This is a genomic window from Kineosporia sp. R_H_3 (assembly GCF_002198675.1).
Classification (GTDB): domain Bacteria; phylum Actinomycetota; class Actinomycetes; order Actinomycetales; family Kineosporiaceae; genus R-H-3.
On the sequence record NZ_MWLL01000234.1, the window covers coordinates 17256 to 35829 of the forward strand.

The 18574-nt window shown below is 76.5% G+C and carries 19 protein-coding genes; 4 read left to right on the forward strand and 15 right to left on the reverse strand.

Annotated features, from left to right (window positions below; genetic code table 11):
• Position 1: 1 nt before the first annotated feature.
• From ECOMGDLI_RS29600 to ECOMGDLI_RS29640, 9 genes are all read right to left on the reverse strand, one after another.
• A complete protein-coding gene (locus tag ECOMGDLI_RS29600) occupies positions 2-640 on the reverse strand; it encodes a VOC family protein (protein ID WP_088320426.1) in 639 nt (212 codons plus the stop codon).
• A 359-nt stretch (positions 641-999) separates the two neighbouring features.
• Positions 1000-2250, reverse strand: coding sequence for a lycopene cyclase family protein (locus ECOMGDLI_RS29605; RefSeq protein WP_198955300.1), 1251 nt, complete (start codon positions 2248-2250; stop codon positions 1000-1002).
• Between the two features lie 47 nt (positions 2251-2297).
• Entirely contained in the window at positions 2298-3389 is a 1092-nt protein-coding gene (locus ECOMGDLI_RS29610) for a sensor domain-containing diguanylate cyclase (protein ID WP_088320428.1), read from the reverse strand.
• Positions 3390-3558: 169 nt separating this feature from the next.
• Entirely contained in the window at positions 3559-4101 is a 543-nt protein-coding gene (locus tag ECOMGDLI_RS29615) for a DUF3592 domain-containing protein (protein ID WP_158221208.1), read from the reverse strand.
• A 103-nt stretch (positions 4102-4204) separates the two neighbouring features.
• Positions 4205-4408 (reverse strand): hypothetical protein, encoded by a 204-nt coding sequence (locus ECOMGDLI_RS29620; protein WP_088320430.1) that lies wholly within the window; start codon positions 4406-4408, stop codon positions 4205-4207.
• A complete protein-coding gene (locus ECOMGDLI_RS29625) occupies positions 4405-5310 on the reverse strand; it encodes a biotin-dependent carboxyltransferase family protein (RefSeq protein WP_088320431.1) in 906 nt (301 codons plus the stop codon). The genes ECOMGDLI_RS29620 and ECOMGDLI_RS29625 overlap by 4 nt, the downstream gene beginning before the upstream one ends.
• Entirely contained in the window at positions 5307-5942 is a 636-nt protein-coding gene (locus ECOMGDLI_RS29630; protein WP_088320432.1) for an allophanate hydrolase subunit 1, read from the reverse strand. Before ECOMGDLI_RS29630 ends, ECOMGDLI_RS29625 begins: the two co-directional genes overlap by 4 nt.
• Positions 5943-5976: 34 nt before the next feature.
• Positions 5977-6543 carry a GNAT family N-acetyltransferase gene (locus tag ECOMGDLI_RS29635; RefSeq protein WP_088320433.1) on the reverse strand — a complete coding sequence of 189 codons (567 nt, stop codon included), beginning with the start codon at positions 6541-6543 and terminating at the stop codon, positions 5977-5979.
• Positions 6544-6580: 37 nt separating this feature from the next.
• Positions 6581-7369, reverse strand: a complete 789-nt coding sequence (locus tag ECOMGDLI_RS29640; protein ID WP_088320434.1) for a LamB/YcsF family protein — start codon at positions 7367-7369, stop codon at positions 6581-6583.
• Positions 7370-7403: 34 nt separating this feature from the next.
• Between ECOMGDLI_RS29640 and ECOMGDLI_RS29645 the strand changes: the two genes are divergently transcribed.
• The 3 genes from ECOMGDLI_RS29645 to ECOMGDLI_RS29655 are packed head-to-tail and all read left to right on the forward strand — an operon-like array spanning position 7404 to position 10212.
• Positions 7404-8771, forward strand: a complete 1368-nt coding sequence (locus ECOMGDLI_RS29645; protein WP_088320435.1) for a hypothetical protein — start codon at positions 7404-7406, stop codon at positions 8769-8771.
• Entirely contained in the window at positions 8768-9385 is a 618-nt protein-coding gene (locus ECOMGDLI_RS29650) for a CPBP family intramembrane glutamic endopeptidase (protein WP_143448030.1), read from the forward strand. Before ECOMGDLI_RS29645 ends, ECOMGDLI_RS29650 begins: the two co-directional genes overlap by 4 nt.
• Complete coding sequence (locus ECOMGDLI_RS29655; protein WP_088320437.1) at positions 9382-10212, forward strand: hypothetical protein; 831 nt, start codon at positions 9382-9384, stop codon at positions 10210-10212. The genes ECOMGDLI_RS29650 and ECOMGDLI_RS29655 overlap by 4 nt, the downstream gene beginning before the upstream one ends.
• A gap of 57 nt (positions 10213-10269) precedes the next feature.
• On the opposite strand, the gene ECOMGDLI_RS29660 is transcribed toward ECOMGDLI_RS29655, so the two are convergent.
• Positions 10270-11274, reverse strand: coding sequence for an Ig-like domain-containing protein (locus ECOMGDLI_RS29660; RefSeq protein ID WP_143448031.1), 1005 nt, complete (start codon positions 11272-11274; stop codon positions 10270-10272).
• A gap of 233 nt (positions 11275-11507) precedes the next feature.
• Between ECOMGDLI_RS29660 and ECOMGDLI_RS35620 the strand changes: the two genes are divergently transcribed.
• Entirely contained in the window at positions 11508-13655 is a 2148-nt protein-coding gene (locus ECOMGDLI_RS35620; RefSeq protein WP_198955301.1) for a Gfo/Idh/MocA family oxidoreductase, read from the forward strand.
• A 29-nt stretch (positions 13656-13684) separates the two neighbouring features.
• Here ECOMGDLI_RS35620 and ECOMGDLI_RS29670 read toward each other — a convergent pair whose 3' ends face one another.
• From ECOMGDLI_RS29670 to ECOMGDLI_RS29690, 5 genes are all read right to left on the reverse strand, one after another.
• The gene (locus ECOMGDLI_RS29670; RefSeq protein ID WP_088320439.1) at positions 13685-14839 is read right to left on the reverse strand and encodes a hypothetical protein; all 1155 of its coding nucleotides are present in this window, start codon (positions 14837-14839) and stop codon (positions 13685-13687) included.
• On the reverse strand, positions 14836-15405 hold the full coding sequence (locus tag ECOMGDLI_RS29675; protein ID WP_198955302.1) for a SigE family RNA polymerase sigma factor: 570 nt from the start codon (positions 15403-15405) through the stop codon (positions 14836-14838). Before ECOMGDLI_RS29675 ends, ECOMGDLI_RS29670 begins: the two co-directional genes overlap by 4 nt.
• A gap of 77 nt (positions 15406-15482) precedes the next feature.
• Positions 15483-16742: a hypothetical protein gene (locus ECOMGDLI_RS29680; protein ID WP_088320441.1), complete on the reverse strand. Its 1260-nt coding sequence runs from the start codon at positions 16740-16742 to the stop codon at positions 15483-15485.
• Positions 16739-17344, reverse strand: coding sequence for a SigE family RNA polymerase sigma factor (locus ECOMGDLI_RS29685; RefSeq protein ID WP_088320442.1), 606 nt, complete (start codon positions 17342-17344; stop codon positions 16739-16741). Before ECOMGDLI_RS29685 ends, ECOMGDLI_RS29680 begins: the two co-directional genes overlap by 4 nt.
• A gap of 94 nt (positions 17345-17438) precedes the next feature.
• Positions 17439-18422: a hypothetical protein gene (locus ECOMGDLI_RS29690; RefSeq protein WP_088320443.1), complete on the reverse strand. Its 984-nt coding sequence runs from the start codon at positions 18420-18422 to the stop codon at positions 17439-17441.
• Between the last annotated feature and the right edge of the window lie 152 nt (positions 18423-18574).

An 18574-nucleotide genomic window follows, 5' to 3' on the forward strand; every position in this document is an offset into this window, starting at 1 on the left:
CTCAGACCTCGACGCGCCCCGTCGGGGTGTCGAAGAACGCCGACAGCAGTCCCGGCGTGCCGTGCGGGGCCACCCACTCGACGTCGACCCCGTCGAGCGGGTGGTCGCCCGGCTGCCCGAGCCACTCGCACAGGCGCTCGGGGCTGCCCGCGATCCGCAGGCCGGCGAGCTTGACCGTGCCGTCGGCGTCCACCGACGGGTGCAGGCCGGGCTCGATCTCCCAGTGCGTGAAGAACGGGAGCTGCGGGTCGGCGATGAGCCCGTTGACGCCGATCTGGTGCCAGCGCAGCTCGACGCCGTCCGGCCGGTGCCGGTTGCCCGGGACCGCCTGCCGACCGAGCCGCGCCTCGAACGGCGCGAGGTCGTCGACGGCCACGGCCCAGCCGAGCCACCCGCCGCCCGCCTCGGACCGGGCCCGGACCGCGCGCCCGAACGGCGCCTTGTCCGCGACCGGGTGCTCGAGCACCTCGACGACCTCGACGTAGTGCCCGCCGGCGAGCGGCAGCACGACGTTGCGGGTGCCGAACCGCGGATGCAGCCCGCCGTCGACCGGTGCGACCCCGATCGCCTTCCCGAGCCGGGCCGCCGTGGCCCGAAGACCGTCGTGCTCCGCCGCGTACGAGAGATGATCCAGGCGCATACCTCGATGAGACCACGGGGCGGGTGGTCGGTCTGCACCGGAGGTCCCGGTTCGTCACCCGGACGGCGCAGGCCTGTCACCCGTCTCGCCCCGCCCGTGGTCGCCGTCGCAGAGCCGGCAGAGAGCAGGGGCGCTGATGCTTTGCTCTGCCCTCACTTCTGAGGGTGGCTTGCTCTGCCCTCACTGATGAGGCACGCATCTGTGGATGGCGGTAGGCGTCCGAGCTCGCCACAGATTCGTCGATGCTCGAGGAAACGCCGGCGACGCCCCGGCAAGCCGTGGGGCAACGACGAAGCTGTGGCGCCGGATCGGTACCTACGGCGCCCGCACCCTCAGAAGTGAGGGCCGCGCGGGAACAGCTACGTGCGGCGGGTCACGCGGCGGTGCAGGCGGGCGGCGGCGTCGCCGAACGCGGCGGCGGTCATCGCGAGGACCGGGGTCGTCCGCATGAGGGTGAGGTCCTCGACGAGGGTCGTGCCGCTGTCGAGGAAGCGCAGGACGTCGGCGGGGCGGTTGCGGGCGAAGAGGGTCGCGAGCAGGGCGGCGCCGCCGGTGCGGCCGCGGTCGAGGGCGCGCAGCAGGACGGCGTCCATCCAGAGGTGGCGGTGCGAGTAGGCCGCGGGCGGGGCCGGGGGGCGGCCGGCGAGGAGGGCCTCGGCGATCGCGTGCGCCTGGCGCTGCATCGCGGCGAAGGTGTAGCCGGTCGAGGGGCGGGTCGCGCCGCCGGCGGTGCCGATCCGGAACCGGCCGGGAGCGGGGCGGGCGTCGAGGACGGCGTCCGACATGGGGATCGCGCCGTCCTCGACCTCCTCGACGACGGCGGCGGCCGCGGCGGCCGCCCCGAACCGGCTCTCGAGGTAGCCGCGCAGCGCGGTGTCGTACTGCTCGTCGGTGAGGCGGGCGCGGGAGAACTCGGTGTACTCGACGAGCGCGCGCCGGTCGTCGAGCGGCAGGACGTACCCGAAGCTCACGGCGTGGTGCGGCTGCGCGGTCGTGAAGTCCATGAGGACCGGGACCTGCGGGTCGAGGGCGCCGGGGCGCAGGGTCGCCGGGTCGAACGCGACGGTCCGGCCGCGGAAGTGCTGCAGCCAGGCCGTGTTCGCCGGACGGCGCGGGGCGGCCGGGCGGGAGTCGAGCACCCACCGCGCGGAGACCGTCCGGCCGTCCGTCGTCCGGATCTGCGACCCGGCGCCGGCGGTGGCGCCGTCGACGACCTCGTCCACCGCCGCGACGACCCGCTCGACGCCGAGCGAGACGACCGCCTTGTCCGCGAGCGCGTAGAAGTCCGCCGACCGGACCATGACGTACCGCAGCGGGCTCAGGTCGTGGACGCCGACCTCACCGTCCGGGCCGACGACCTCGACGCGCCGCCACTGACGGTGGACGGCGCCCTCGACGGCGCCGAGCACCTCGCCGTCCGGCACGTCCCAGAAGCACCACGTGCGGTCGGCCCCCGCGCGCACCACCGGGTCGACGAGCACCACCGACGGCACGGTGACGTCCTCGCCCGCGGCCCGGCGCCGGCGGGCCAGCCGGTCGAGCGCGACGACGACGGACAGCCCGGCGCCACCTGCGCCGAGGACCGCGACGTCGAACTCCGGCTCCCCCACAGGGCACAGCCTGCGGCATCGGGCCTGGTCACCGCACGGCGGGGCCGTCAGCTCGCAGGGGAAGGGCCCGCCTGGCCGGGCACCTGGATCAGCGCCGGACGCGGCGCGACCGGTTGGACGACGTCCGGCGGGCGGGCGACCGCGGCCTGCTCCTGGAGCAGCGCGAGCTGGACCGGGTCGGCCTGCGCCGGCGGGCGACGGGTCGTGCGGCGGCGCCGGGCGCGCTTGGCGGCGTACATCGCGGCGTCGGCGCGGCGCACGACCGTGTCGGCGGTCTCCCCGGGCCGGCTGAGCACCGCTCCGCAGCTCGCGACGACGACGACCTCGGCGCCGTCCACCGGGATCGGCACCCGCAGCGCGGCCTCGACGCGCCGCATGATCTCGGCGAGCGCGGCGGCGTCGACGACGTCCCCGGCGACGACGAGGAACTCGTCGCCCCCGAGCCGGCCCGCGGTGTCCCCGGCGCGGAGCACCCGGGTCAGCCGTTCGGCGACGGCGACGAGGAGCTCGTCGCCGGCCGCGTGGCCGTACCGGTCGTTGACGCCCTTGAAGCCGTCGAGGTCCAGGTAGATGACGCCGACCGGCAGCCCGGAGCGGGCACCGCGGGCGAGGGCGTCCTCGAGGCGCTCGGCGAGCAGGGTGCGGTTCGCGAGGCCGGTGAGCCCGTCGTGGAGGGCGAGCCGGACGAGCCGCTGCTCCTCGAGCCGGCGGCGGGTCGTGTCGTCGATGTGGGCGAGCAGGTACGGCTGGTCGCCGAGGACGACGCGGACGGCGGTCGCCTCGAGCCAGCGCGGGGCGGCGTCCGGCGGGGCGACCGAGACCTCCGCCCGGGCGACGTCCCCGGTACCCGCACGGACCCGGCCGAGGTCGTCGAGCCAGCCGGTCGCCTCGTCACTACCGGGCGCGGCGTACCGCACGAGATCCTCCAGGCTGCCGTCGTCCGGGTCGATCCCGGTGCCGACGAGCAGGTCGCGGAAGCTCGGGTTCACGTCGACGAAGCGGCCGCCCGGGTCGCACAGCGCGACCCCGACCGGCGCGTGCTCGAAGAGAGCCCGGAAGCGCTCGTCCCCGCCGTGCGGCGGCGCGCTCTCGGCACTCACGAGATCGACGACGAGCTCCGGTTCAGCCTTCTTCGTCATGGCGCCTCCTCATCCCCCGGGATGGCTCACAGTGATCGGCTGACTGCGATGAGTGATCCACGTCAGGCTAACCACTGAAGCCCGGATCGCCCGGGATTGACTCGTGCTCCGTTCGGGTGACGGTCCGGGCGCGGCCCGACGGCCCGGATCGACGGCCCAGATCGACGGCCTACGGGGCGTCGACGACGCCGGGCAGTTCCACGTCGCCGGGGACGTCGTCGCCCCCGCCGCCGAGCCCGAGCGCCACCGACAGCACGAGGGCGGCCACGACGAGCACCCCGACCCCGAGGACGGCGAAGAACCCGCCGGCGGCCCCGACGACGATCTCGTTGCCGCCCGACGGGAGCAGCACGGTGGTCGGGTCCTGCGGGTCGTAGAGGACGTCGACCTCGGCGCCCGGGGCCTGCCCGCGGAAGGCGTTCGCGACCGAGACCTCGACCTCGTGCGTCAGCTCGCGGCTGTCCTCGAACCGGACGGTCGTACGGACGACGGACCGCCGGTCGCCGTCCGTGTCGCGCTCGACCGCCGTCCGGGAGCCGACGACGACGGCGCGCACCGGCAGCGCGCGGGCCCGGACGACGCGGGCCTGCCGCATCCGGCGCACGATCGTCGACCCCACGGCGAGCATGCCGGCACCGATCACGGCGGCGACACCGCCGAAGACGAGGCCGAACCCACCGCCGAACAGGTCCTCGCCGAAGAAGTCGCTCACGCGCGGCACGGTACCGCCGGCCGCGAACGCGCGGGCAGACCACGCTGCCGCACCACGGGTCGCACCCGACGCCACCGGCGTCCGGGCTGCGGACCAGGGGCCGTCAGTCCCCCGACCCGAGCCGGGTCCCGAGCCAGCCGAGGACGGTGAGGAACGAGCCTGCGACGACGATGAAGAGCCCGAGCGCGAAGGACGTGGCCGTCCGGGGGCGCTCCGCGGGGTCGGCGGTCCACCTGCGGACCGCGCCGACGAGCACCCCGGCCCCGATCAGGACCGCCGCCAGCCCGAGCCCGAGGACGACGATCATGGTCTCACTGTACGCAGACGCACTCCTTGCCCCGGCCTGAGCTGCGCCGCCCGGTCCGCCGAGGCGTCGGTGAGCACCGCGACGACGGGGTAACCGCCGGTCACCGGGTGGTCGGCGAGGAAGAGCACGGGCAGCCCGGACGGCGGCACCTGCACGGCGCCGCGCACCATCCCCTCGCTCGGGACGGAACCTGCACCCGACTGTGCAGCAGGGTCGGGGCCGTGCTGCACATCGTCGTGCGGCAGCGCGAGCCGCACCCCGACCCGGTCGCTGGCCGGGTCGACCGACCACCGGACCGCCCACAAGCGGTCGACGACGGCGGCCGGCAGCAGGTCGTCGCGCGGTCCGCGGACGGCGTCGAGCACGACCTCACCGCTCAGGGGGTCCGGGACCGGTGCGAGGTCGACGAGCGGCGGGCCGGGCGGCGGCGGACCCACCGGGAGCCGGTCGCCGTCCCGCAGGGCCTCGGGTCCGATCCCGGCGAGGGTGTCCCGCGACCGGGACCCGAGCACCGCCGGGACGGCGACCCCGCCACGGACCGCGAGGTAGCGGCGCAGCCCGGCGGTCGCCGTGCCGAGCGCGAGGACCTGACCGGCACGGACGTGGAGGACGGCGTTGCGGCCGACCGGGCGGCCGTCGACGTCGAGGGGACCGCCGGCTCCGGTCACGGCGACCTCGACGTCGGCGGAGGGCCGGACGGCGAGCCCGCCGAGGGTGACCTCGAGCCCCGCCGCGGCCTCGGGGTTGCCGACGAGCCGGTTGGCCAGGCGCAGCGCGCGGCGGTCGGCGGCGCCGGACCGGGTGACGCCGAGGTGCGCGAGCCCGGGGCGGCCGAGGTCCTGCACCGTCGTCGCGGGCCCGGCGCGGACGACGTCGAGCACCGGCGGGCCGGCCGCGCTCATCGGCCGACCGCCCGGAAGCGCACCCGCAGGCCCGGCCGGAGCAGCGCGGGCGGGTCGCGGTCGACGTCCCACAGGACGGCGTCCGTCGAGCCGATGATCCGCCAGCCGCCGGGCGACGGCCGGGGGTAGATGCCGCAGTACCGGCCGGCGAGCGCGACCGCACCGGCCGGGACCCGCACCCGCGGGGTGTCGAGGCGCGGGATGGCGAGGCGCGGGTCGCCGCCGACGAGGTAGCCGAAGCCGGGCGCGAACCCGGTGAACGCGACCCGCCACGGGCTCGCGGTGTGCGCGGCCACGACCTCGGCGGCGGTCAGGCCCGCGTGCGCGGCGACCGCGTCGAGGTCCTCGCCGTCGTAGCGGACGTCGACGGTCACCTCGGCGGCGTGCGCGTCGTCGACCGCCTCGGACGGCGTCGCCCGCACCCACGCGGCGACCCGGGCGACGTCGGTGCGGGCCGGGTCGAGGACGACGAGCAGCGAGCGCTCCGCCGGGACGAGGTCGAGGACGCCGTCCGGCGCGTTGCCCGCCGCCCACGAACGGCGCAGACCCGCGTGCAGCGGCAGGACGTCGTCCGGTTCGGCGTCGACGAGCACGCCGACGTCGCCGCACGCGAGGAGCCGCCGGTCGGTCACGGGACCATCGTGCCGGGCCGGGGTCGGTCCCGGGTCAGTCGCGGACCCGGCCGTGCAGGCAGACGTCGTGGTGGACGACCGGTGCGTCCGGGCTCTCCTGCAGCGGCAGGAACCGGGCCCGCCGGCCCTCGATGCCGAAGCCGGCCCGCAGCGCCGTCCGGCAGGACGCCACGTGCTCGACGGCGTGGTCGAGCTGGACCCGCAGGACGTCGCCGCCGTCCGGGTCGAGCAGCCACTCGGTGTGCAGCCGCAGCGCCGTGCTGCCGATCCCGCGGCCGCGGGCGGCCGGCAGGACGGCGTAGCCGACGTCGCGGACCGAGAACGGCGGCGGCGGGCCGGGCCGGACGTCGATGTCCCCGAGCACCCGCGCCGGGTCGGCGTCGTCGACGACGGCGAGGCTCAGCGGCTCCGACCCGGGCTCGGCGGCGAGCGCCTTCTCGATCCGCTCACGCTGGGCGTCCAGGCCGCGCGGGCCCATCGGCGGCGACCAGCGCATCGACTCGGTGTCGTGGATCGCGAACCGCTGCTCGGCGTCCTCGGCGCGCCAGCGGCGCAGCCGGATGCCGTCGCGTGCGATGCCGTCGTCCGGCCAGGTGCCCATCGCGCCAGTATCCCGCCGGGAGTCGGTGAGGGATCGCTCAGGGCGCGGCGAACGACCGGACGTCGACCCCGGCCGCCGCGAGCGCCGTCCGGACCGCGCGGGCCAGCCCGACCGCGCCCGGGGAGTCGCCGTGCACGCACAGCGAGCCGGGATCGACGGCGACGACCGACCCGTCGACGGCGACGACCTCGTGGTCGACGGCCATCCGGACGGCGCGGGCGGCGACCTCGGCGGGGTCGGTGACGAGGGCACCCGGCTCCGCGCGCGGCACGAGGGTGCCGGCGGGCGTGTAGCCGCGGTCGGCGAAGGCCTCGGCGACGACCCGGAGCCCGGCGTCCGCGGCGTGCCGGAGCAGCGCCGAGCCGGGCAGCCCGAGGACGGCGAGCGGGCCGCCCCAGGCCCGGGCGAGCGGACCGGCGGACAGCTCCGCGACGGCCTCGACCACCGCGGCGGCCTGCGCCTCGTGGTGCACGACCGCGTTGTAGAGCGCACCGTGCGGCTTGACGTAGGCCAGCGGGGCACCGGCCGCCGCGGCCAGCGCCGCGAGCCCGCCGACCTGGTACGCGACGTCGTCCCGCAGGTCGGCCGGGGCGACGTCGACGAACCGGCGGCCGAACCCGGCGAGGTCGCGGTAGGAGACCTGGGCGCCGAGCGCCACGCCGTGCCGGGCTGCCGTCGCGCACGTGCGGCGCAGCGTCGCCGGGTCGCCCGCGTGGAACCCGCAGGCGACGTTCGCGCTGGTCACGACCTCGAGCAGGGCGTCGTCGTCGCCGAGCGTCCAGCGGCCGAAGGACTCCCCGACGTCGGCGTTCAGGTCGATGCGCACCCCGACAGTGTGCCGCTGCCGTTACCGTCGCACAGTGCTCGCGCATGCCTTCGGTGAGAGGTACGACAGCCCGGTCCCGCTCAGCCTGTTCGTCCTCGGCGGCGCGCTCGTCGTCCTGCTGTCGTTCGCGCTCGTCTACCGGCGCGAGGTGGCCCCGGACGACACGGTGCGCGCCGACGTCGTCGTGCCGCCGTCCGGGGGCCGGGTGCTGCCGGCGCTGTCGGTCGTCGTGCTCGTGCTGCTCGTGCTGTGCGGCCTGCTCGGCAGCCAGGAGGTGTCGGCGAACCTGCTGCCGGTCTTCTTCTGGCTCGTCGTGTGGGTCGCGCTGCCGCTCGTCGTCGGTGCCGTCGGGGACTTCACCGGCCCGGTCAACCCGTTCGCGGCGATCGCCCGCGCCGCCGGTGCCCCCGCCGTCCGCAAGGCCGTGCTCAACCGGACGGCGCCCCTGCCGTGGCCGCCCGCGCTCGGCTGGTGGCTCGCGGCCGGCGTCTACTTCGCCGTCGTCGTCAGCGAGCTCGTCCTCAACGAGACGGCGACGCTCCCCCGGGTCACCGCGACCGGGCTCGTCGTCTACGCGCTCGTCTGCGCCGTCGGCGGCATCGTCTTCGGCGCCGACGCCTGGAACGGCCGCGGCGAGATGTTCACCGTGCTCTTCGCGACGTGGGGACGGCTCGGCCGGTGGCGGTTCCGGGCGGGCGGCCGGCGCGGGTTCGCGGGCGGGCTCGACGTGCCGTTCGAGGCGTCCGCGAGCCGGGTCGTGGCCGTCCTGCTGCTGCTCGTGTCCGTGTCGTTCGACGGGCTGCTCTCGACGCCGCAGTGGGGCACGTTCACCGGGGCCTTCCCGGCCGGGGTCGCCCCGGGCAGCGCGGGCTACGAGGTGTTCGCGACGGGCACGTTCGCGGTGCTCACCGCCGTGACCCTCGCCGTCTTCGGCGCGTTCGCGGTCGCCGCCGGCCGGGCCGGGGCGCACACCGGCACGACGACGCTGCGCGCGCTCACCGGGCTGCTGCCCTCGCTGCTGCCGATCGCCTACGGCTACCTGCTCGCGCACTACCTGCAGTACGTCGTCGTCAACGGCCAGCTCCTGCTGCCGCTGCTCGGCAACCCGGTCGGCTCGGACGCCTGGCCGCTCTCGCTGCCCTACCCGTTCAACGACGACTACGTCGTCTCGACGGCGCTGCTGCCGACCGCGGTGATCTGGTACGTCCAGATCGTCGTCATCGTCGTCGCGCACGTCGTGGCCGTCGTCCTCGCGCACCGGCACCTCGGGCGCACGGCCTCCACCGTCGCGCTCGCCCGGCGGTCGGAGTGGCCGTGGCTGGCGGCGATGGTCGGCTACACGATGCTCAGCCTGTGGCTGCTCGCGCAGCCGCTCGTCGAGCACTCGGGCGGCTCGGCGTGACACTCGCACCGGTCCGCTCCCCCGGCGTGGGCTCCGCCGGCGTGCGTGCCGCCGCGCCGGCGGTCGCGCTCGTCGCCGGGCTCGCCGGTGCGCTCGCCGTCCGGCTCGGGGTGGCCGGGGACGCGGGGGTGCGCAGCGTCCGGGCCGGCGCCGTGTTCGCGGTGCTCCTGCTCGCGGTCGTCGTGCTCGCCGACCGCCGCGAGGCGCTGCGGCCCGGGCCGTGGCGGCGGCAGGTCGCGCTCGGCGGGCTCGGCACGCTCGCGCTGTGCGTCGTCCCGCTCGTCGTGCACCTCACGACGGACGGCGGCGCGCTGCCCGCACGCGACTTTCCGCTCTGGGCGCTCGTCGTCACCGCGGTGGCCGTCACCGAGGAGATGCTGCTGCGCGGCGTGCTCTGGACGGCCCTCGACCGGTGGGCCGGCGAGTGGGTCGCGCTCGGCGTGACGACGGTCGCCTTCGGGCTGCTCCACGTGCCCCTCTACGGTTGGACCGTTCTCGTGCTCGACCTCGTCGTCGGGCTCCTGCTCGGAGGGGTGCGGATGGTGTCCGGAGGCTGGGGCGGTCCCGCGGTGGCACACACGCTCGCCGACCTCGCCGGGTGGTGGCTGCGGTGACGGCGCCGGCGCTGACGTTCCGCAGCCGCCGGCGCGGCTGGGTCGTGCTCGTCGCGGCCCTGCTCGCCCTCGGGGCGACGGTCGCCGTCCGGCCGCCGCACGCGCCGCCGCTCTACGACGGCATCGGCTTCCCCGACGAGCCGTACCGCTGGGTCACCCCGCCGCCCGGTGAGTCGAAGGCCGCGGCCGCGGCGACGCCGGCCCGGGCGACGATCCAGGTCACGCCCGGCGACAGCGGTGCGGTGAGCGAGGCGTCCCGCGGGTTCAGCAGCGAGCAGGGTCCGCAGGTCGCCTTCTCCGTGGCCGAGGGGGCCTTCGCCGCGCCGGCGAAGACGACGTCCATCGACCTCATCGCGACGCCGAAGGCGGCGCCGAAGCCGTACGGGGACGGCGGCACGATCGTCAGCAACCTCTACGAGTTCTCGGCCCTCGCCGACGGCAAGGACGGCGCCGAGGTGCCGCTCGCCGCGGGAGCGGCCTTCATCGTCAACCTGCGCGCGGTGCGCCAGACCACCCAGACCGTCGTCCTGTGCACGTGGGACGGCACGGCCTGGAACCAGGTCGTCACCCGTCAGGTCGGCACCGAGATCTACGCCGCCCAGCTCTCCACGCTCGACCCGATCGCGCTCGTGCGCCTCGACCAGGGCGTCCAGGCGACCGTGGCCGCGCCCGAGCCGAGCAGCGACGCCGCGGCCCCGGCCGGCGACCCGGCCGCTGACGCGCCGTCCGGCACGAGCAACCGGACCCTGCTGCTCACCGTCGGCGGGATCGTCGTCCTGCTCGCCGGGGCGCTCCTCGTGCTCCGGCGGCGCACCGGCGACGACTGACCCCGTGCCCCACGGCGGGGCTCACGGCCGGGCTCACGGCCGGGCTCACGGCCGGGGTCAGACGCAGCCGACCCAGCTCGGCGGCCACCACCAGACGCGCACGCACGTGGGCGACGACGGGTCCTCGACCGTGACCAGGACGCCCGCCGACCGGCTCGCACCCCGGCCGTCGGTCACCGTGTAGGTGAACGCGTCGGTCCCGGTGAAGCCCGGACGCGGTGCGTAGGTGCACGAGCCGGACGGCGTGCAGCGGACGGTGCCGTTCCAGGCCCGCCCGGCGGACGTCACGGTGAGCGGGTCGCCGTCCACGTCGGTGTCGTTGGCGAGGACGTCCGCCGTGACCGCGGTGCCCTTCGTCGTCGTCCAGGCGTCCGCCCGTGCCCGCGGCGCGTGGTTGGGGGTCGTGGGGGTGCTCGGCGGGGTGCCGACCGGGGTGACCGTGAGCGTGACGTCCGCGTCGGCGGAGCCGCCGCGGCCGTCCGAGACCGTGTAGCCGAAGGTGTCGCTCCCGCTGAAACCGGCCGCGGGGAGGTACCGGCACCGACCGGCGCCGGAGCAGTCCACCGTGCCGTGCGCCGGGCGGGACCGGACGGCGACGCCCAACGGGTCGGCGTCGGCGTCCGTGTCGTTGGCGAGGACGTCGAACGTCACCGCGGTGCCCTGCACGGTGACGACGGCGTCGGGCGCCGCCACCGGTGCGCGGTTCGGCGGCGCGACCGGCGTCACCGTCACCCGGACCGCGCCCGAGGCGACGCCGCCCCGGCCGTCGGACACCGTGTAGGTGAAGGAGTCCTCGCCGGTCGCACCGGGGTCCGGGGCGAAGGTGCACTGCCCCCAGGGCAGGCACGAGACGGTGCCACGCTCCGGATCCGTCGCCGACGTGAGCGTGAGCGCGTCGCCGTCCGGGTCGGTGTCGTTCACCGTCACGGAGAACACCACCGTCGTCCCCTCGGGGGTCACCACGGTGTCGGTGACGGCCGTCGGCGGGCGGTTCTGCGGCGACGGTTCGGCGGCGGACGACGGTGCGGCCGTCGGCAGCGCGGTCCCGGCGGCGGTGAGCACCGCGGCCGCACCTGCCGCCAGGAGCCGGGCCCGCCGTCGTGCGGGCCGCCGTCCGGGCCGTCGTCCGGGCCGTCGTCCGGGTCGTCCGTCCACTGCCCACGCTGCGCGACCGTGCACCTGGACCGCCCACCTTCCTGTCGACACCGTCGTCGGGCAGGACACCAGGAGGCGGTCACGGCGCGGTCACCACCGGGTCACCGGACGCCGTCGGTGCGGTGTGGAAGGGTGCGGCCATGACCGATCCGGGCCCCACCCCCCTGACCGATGACACCCCCGGGCTGCGCTGGGGCGTCCTCGGCACCGGCGGCATCGCCCGGGCCTTCGTCACCGACCTCGCCAACCTGCCGACGCACTCGGTGGTCGCCGTCGGGTCGCGGACGGCGGCCGGCGCGGCGGCGTTCGGCGACCGGTTCGCCGTCCCCCGGCGCTACGACTCGGTGGCAGGGCTCGTCGGCGACCCCGACGTCGACGCCGTCTACGTAGCGACCCCGCACCCCGCGCACGCCGAGGGCGCGCTCGCCGCGGTCGCGGCCGGCAAGCACGTGCTCGTCGAGAAGGCGTTCACCGTCGACGCGGCGCAGGCGCACGCGATCGCCGACGCCGCCCGCGAGGCCGGGGTCGTCGTCCTCGAGGCGATGTGGACCCGGTTCCTGCCGCACACCCTGCGGATCCGCGAGCTCATCGCGGCCGGCGCGATCGGGGAGGTCCGGACCCTCGTCGCCGACCACGGCCAGTGGTTCGCGCAGGACCCGACCCACCGGCTCTTCGACCCCGACCTCGGCGGCGGCGCGCTGCTCGACCTCGGCATCTACCCGGTCTCGTGGGCGTCGATGATCCTCGGCGCGCCCTCCCGGGTCACCGCCGTGAGCGACCCGGCGTTCACCGGCGTCGACGCGCAGACGTCGGTGATCCTGCAGTACCCGGGCGGTGCGCACGCCGTGCTCACGACGACGCTCGAGGCGCTCACCCCGCGCCGGGCCTGGATCTCCGGCACCGAGGGCACGATCGAGGTCGACCCGACCTTCTACGCCCTGACGTCGTTCACCCTGACCCGGCGCGACGGGCACGTCGAGCGCTACGAGACGCCGGCCGAGATCGTCGGCGGGCGCGGGGACGGCGGGGGCAAAGGGCTGCGGTTCGAGGCCGCCGAGCTCGCCCGCTGCGTCGCCGAAGGGCTCACCGAGAGCCCGCACCTGCCGGTCGCCGAGACCGTGGCGATCATGGAGACGATGGACGAGATCCGGCGGCAGATCGGGCTCGTGTACCCGGGTGAGGAGCCGGGCGGCCCGGCGGTCGTCGACGGCGGGGAGATCCTCACCTGGCAGTCCGGTCCGGACGACGTCGACCCGTACGAGGAGGTGTTCGTCCGCCTGCTCCGCGGGCTCGGCCTGGGGCACCTCCTGGAGGCCGGCTGCCTGACGTTCGTCGCGGACGGCAGGCGGGACGAGGTGCTCGCCGCCTTCGGGGCCGACCTGTCGTCACCCATGACGGTCGAGGAGGCCGGCCTCGCGATGGTGGACGCGGTGTGCGTCCTGGCGACGCGCAGCGGCGTGGTCGTCGCCGAGGCGAACGGGTACCAGGGCTCGCGGCCCGAGGTGCTGCGGCAGGTGGGTGCGGCCGGGCGGGCGGCGAGCATGTTCTGGAACGTCAACGCCGTGACCCGGCTGACGCTCGTCGAGGACGGCGCCACGGTCGGCTCCGAGGAGCTCATCGGGCTCGAGGAGCAGCCGCGGCCGGACCTGCCGGCGGACCTGCTGCCCGCGCTCCTCGAGGCCGTCACCGGCGACACGAGCGCCGTCCCGGCCGGGATCGAGGCGGCGGCGACCTGGGCCGGCTTCGACGTGCTCGAGGCATGGTTCGACGAGGACACGGTGGTCTACCCCGTGCTGCCGGTGGCCGAGGACTTCCGCCCGGCCTCCCCCGAGCACACGACGCTCGCCTGGTCGATGGCCGACCTCGTCGCCCGCGTCGTCGCCGCACCGCCGGCGACCCAGCGCGCGATCGCCGAGTGGGCGGCCCTCGACCGGCTCGCCGCCGCGGGTCTCGACGGCGACCCGGCCGTCGCCGCGGTGACGTCCGGCTTCGGCACCACGGCCGGCGGGCCGCTGCCGACGTTCGAGCCGGTGGCCGCGCTGCACGAGACGCTGCGCCGCGAGGCCGAGGTGCTCCGCCGCACCGACCCGTCACGGCACGGCGGCGAGACCGGTCCGGACCTCGCCCGCGCACACGTCCGGCTCGCCGCGCTGGAGACGCTGCGGCACGCGTGCTGGCCGGTGCCCGTCGAGGCCGCGATCGGGGCGCTCGAGGGCGTGCTCCGCGGCGGGGCGGACGAGCACCGCGCGCTGCGGGAGGTGCGGCTGCTGCTCGACCGGGCGGGGTGAGGCCGCCGCCCCGGGTCAGAGGTGGCTGGTCATGCGGTGCCGGGGAGGCGGACGCACGTGCCCTCGTCGGCGACCTCGCAGCGGACGACCGTCACCCCGCCGGCGGCCCCGGGAACGCCGAGCGGGATCGTCAGCCGGTAGTGCCGTGAGTCCTGCTCCCACACGAGGTCGGGCGCACGCTCCCAGGCCGCGGTGGCGACGGGCGGCGGGAGGCGAGGGACGTCCCGGGGGGTGCCGGTGCGCAGGTCGACGGCCGTGAACCACGACCGAGCGTCGACGACGTAGCGGCCGTCGGGTGACATGGCCGGTGCGTCCCTCCGCGAGCAGCCCTCCCAGACCCGCAGGATGTCCGAGCCCTTGAGCCGGACGACCCGGGCGTCGACGGTCGGGGCCGGGCAGCGGGACGAGAGCATGAACTGCTCGACGAGCAGCCGGTCGCCCGCCCTCGACACGAGATCCTCGGAGTTCGACAGCCCCGCGACCCGCACGAGCGCCGTCTGCCCCGGGGTCCAGACGAAGGGGATGCCGACGCCGCCCTGGTCCGGCTCGGTGACGAGCACGTCGTCACCGACCCACCCGACCGGGGTCGTGTCCTGCCCGACGAGCGCCGTGTCGACGAGACCGTCGTCGGACACCCGTCGCACCTGCAGCTCGAAACGCAGGTCGACGCCCGAGGCCCGGTCCCCGAACTGCAGGTGGGTCGCGTAGAGCGAGCCGTCGGGCGAGACCACCCGGGGTGCGCCGTCGGCGTCCCTGGGGACCTCGATGCCGGTGGGCGCGAGCGTGGCGTCGACGTCCGTCGACGTCGGCAGCGCGGCGACCCAGGTCATGATCTTCTCGGAGAGCGGGTCCGTCACGTCGTCGACCGGTCGTCGGGTGGGCGCGTCCAGGAGCGTCACCGAACCGGTGGGTCGCGGCGTCCGGACGGCGGGCAGCTCCTCCGACCGCACGGCAGGGCCCGGCAACGCCGTCGCGACGGCGACGGCGAGCACCGTCCCCAGCGCGGCCCCGCCCGCGACGGCGGCCCGCCGCCGGCGTCTGGCCGTCCGGTAGCGCCCGACCACGGCCCGCACCGGCACCGGACCCGCCGCCGTCCCCACCGCGTCCGCGACGGCACCGAGCTCGGAGCGCAGCATCAGCTCGAGGTCGGGGCCGACGCCGTCCGCGTCGTGGGTGAGGCTCATCGGGTCACCCGCCCCTCGTCGTCCACGACGGCGAGCCCGCTCTCGAGCATCGCCGCCCGCAGCGTCGCGAGCGCCCGGTGGGTCTGGCTCTTCACCGTGCCCGTGGTGCACCCGAGCAGCGCCGCGGTCTCGGCCTCGGAGAGGTCCTCGTAGAACCGCAGCACCACGGTCGCCCGCTGGCCCCGCGGCAGCCGGGCCAGGTGCGGCCAGAGCACCGACCGGTGGAGCACCGACTCGAGGTCGTCGGCCGGGGTCGCACCCGGTGCGGCGAGCGGCCGGCCGCCGGCGTCCGCGGGCTCGGCCACGGCCGACTCACGACCGCGGTGCCGTCGCCACCACGACGTGTACGTCGTGACCATCGTGCGCTTGACGTAGCCCTCGACGGCCCCGGTGTCCCGGATCCGCGGCCACGCCACGTAGGTCTTCGCGAGCGCGGTCTGGACGAGGTCCTCGGCCGACGACCGGTCGCCGGTGAGCAGGTAGGCGACGCGCAGCAGCGCGTTCCAGCGCGCGGCGACGAACGCCGTGAGGTGCGCGACGTCCGCACCCTCCTGCGACCTGCTCACCGGCTCCCGTCCGCTCCGCATCCCCTGTCACGGGCTACGACGCGAACGGGGTCCGGCGGGTTGTCGTCGCCCGGCGTTCAGGTCTGCGCCCGCACGCACGACCCGTCCGCGACCGCGCACCGCACGATCGTCGCGGACCGCAGGTCGCCGTCGAGGTGCAGCACGACCTGGACGTGGGCGCCGTCCGACTCCCAGATCGGCGTCGCGGCGCCGATCGGCAGCTCCGGCCCCGGCCGGCCGGCCGGCTCGCCGGTCGCCATCGAGCGGACCGTGAGCTCGTCCCCCGACCCGACGAACCACGCGCCGTCGGGCGAGACGAGCTCGGTGTCGGGCACGACGCACCCGAGCATCCGGTTGCCGGTCTCCGCCCCGCCCTCGAACCGCTTGGCCGCCGTCTGGACCGTCGGCGCACCGCCGACCTCCGGGCACCCCTGGAAGCTCGGCAGCGTGAACTCGACGACGTCGCCGCGCAGCGACGTGAGCGCCACCGGGTCCCCGCTGTCGGGGGCGGTGGGGATCAGGTCGTCGCGCGGTTCGAGCGCGTCGCCGCGCAGCACGCGGGGCAGCGTGCCGTCCGCGTCCGTGACGAGCACCTTCCCGTCGAACCAGCCCCGGACGACGGTCCGGTCCGGCACGGTGCGCCGCGTGACGACCGAGTCGTCGGCGACCCTGCGGACGACGAGGACGGTCGACGGCTTCGGCGCCGCGGCCGTGGCCGTCGTCCCCGAGTAGGCGTACTGCGTGCCGTCCGGGCTGACCGCCGCGTCGAGCACGAACAGGGTGTCGACCGGGGACCACCGGCCGCCCGCGAGCCAGCCGAGCTCCATCGCGTAGTCGTCGCCACCCGTGCCCTGGTCGCTGAACCAGGCGAGCAGCAGCCCGCGGTCGGTCGCCCCGTGCGGGATCGCGAACCGGCCGCGGCCCGCGACGCCCTCGGGGAGCTGCGTCTGCGCACCGCCCCACCGCACGACGCCGTCCTGCGACGCGGGCAGCCGCTCGACGGCGGGCACCGGACCGGCGGGCAGGGCCGCCACCCACGACCTCACGTCGCGGGGCGGCGGGGACGGCGTCACGGCGGGCCCGCCGTCGGCGCGCAGCTGCGGGGCGACGACACCGAACCCGACCGCGAGCACGAGCGCCGTCGCGAGCGCACCCCCTGCGGTCACGACCGCCGTGCGACGACGCCGGGCCGCGCGGCCGCGGGCGAGCAGGGCCTGGGTCGGGGCAGGCGTCCCCTGGTCGGCGGCGGCGCCGGCGACGCCGCCGAGCTCGGCGCGCAGCAGGGTCTCGAGGTCGACGTCCTCCGGACCTCCGGCCGGGATGCGGGTCGCGTTCATCGGGCGTCTCCCTCCGTCGTGGACGTGGTCGGGCTGCCGGCAGCGGGTGGCGCGCCGGCCGCGACCGGGACGCCGTCCCGCATCGCGGCGCGCAGCGTCGTGAGCGCCCGGTGGGTCTGGCTCTTCACGGTGCCGACGCTGCAGCCGAGCGCCTCGGCGGTCTCGATCTCGGACAGGTCCTCGTAGAACCGCAGGACGACGGCGGCGCGCTGCCCGCGGGGCAGCGCGGCCAGGTGCGGCCAGAGCACCGAGCGGGAGAGCACCGACTCCAGGTCCTCGGCGGCGCCGTCCCGGCCGAGCCGGTCACGGACGACGCCCGCGCGGTCGGCGACCTCGGGCACCGTGCGCTCACGTCCGCGGTGCCGCCGCCACCACGAGGTGTACGTCGTGACCATGGTCCGCTTCACGTACGGCTCGGCGGCCGAGACGTCCCGCAGCCGGCCCCACGCGACGTACGTCTTCGTCAGGGCGGTCTGGACCAGGTCCTCGGCGGTGGCGCGGTCGCCGGTGAGCAGGTAGCCGGTGCGCAGCAGGGCGGTCCAGCGCGTGGCGACGAAGGAGGTGAACTCCTCGTCCCGCGGGCGCCGTTCGTCTGGTCCCATGGTCCCCTCCAGCCGGTGGCCGCACCGCGCGGGCACCGTCGCCGGGGTACGACGCGATCCGTCCCCGGGACGTTGTCGGGCCCGGGCGGTCTGTTCAGACGTAGACGTTCTCCGCCTCGTCCAGGAGCGCGCCGGCCTCGACCGGCCCCAGCCTCGCGACGAGCGCGAGCGCGCCCGCGTCGTCCGGCATCCTCGTCGAGAGGAGCACGAGCGTGACGTCCGGGCGCGCCACGAGGACGTACGGGTCGCCGGTCCCGCCGGACCCGACCGGCCTGCGCCAGATCGTCACCCCGGCGCCGGGCGACGGCAGCCTGCGGCACAGCCCGGTCGGCTCGCCGACGGGCAGGTCGGGCGGGCACTCGCCGGCCCGCTCGGCGGCGGTCAGCGGCGCGAACTCGTGGACGCTCACGGACTCGTCGGCGGCGAGGTACTCCAGCTCGAGGACCCCGGTGGTCGCGTTGGCGGTCAGCGAGCTCAGCGCGGCGCCGGGGGCGTCGTAGGCGTACGGCTGCGGCGTCAGCGCGGTGACCTTCCCGGCCCGGAAGCCCGGGCCCAGCAGCTGGCTCGCGACGACGACGAGGACGACAAGGGCGACGACCCCCGGCGCGGCCACGAACCGCAGCGGCCCCCGACCGTTGACGAGCGCGTCCGCGGACGCCGCCGACAGCGGGCCGAACGCCACCGCGAGCGCCGCGGCGACGAGGGTGAGGAGCAGGGAGGACCGCAGGACGCCGAGCAGCACGGCCACCGCCGCGACGAGCAGGACCAGCGCCACCGGCACGGCGGCGAGCGCGACGACCCAGGGCCGCCGGACCCGGAAGGCCGCCAGCGCACCCGCGAAAGCGACGAGCAGGACGAGCGGGGAGACGAGGACGGCGGCGTACAGCCGGGGGCTGCCGATGCAGCTGTCCCCCTCGCAGCCCGGCAGGACCACCCGCGAGACGAGCACGACGAGGGCCATGAGGACGACGAAGGCGATCTCGGCGACGAGACCGGCCAGCTCGGCGGTCGCCGCCCCGCGACCGGCGCCGCCGGAGGAGGTCGCGCGCGCCCCGGGTGCCGACCGGCCGGTGATCATGGTTCGACGGTACCTCCCGGCGGTCAGGCACCCGGGACGTCCGCAGAACGGGTCGCTGACGGGGCGCGGGACGTACCCGCCTGGTGCCTGAGCGGCGGGCGGGTCAGGCGGTGGCGGACGTCGGCCAGCCGAGGCCGGTGGAGCGGGCGGCG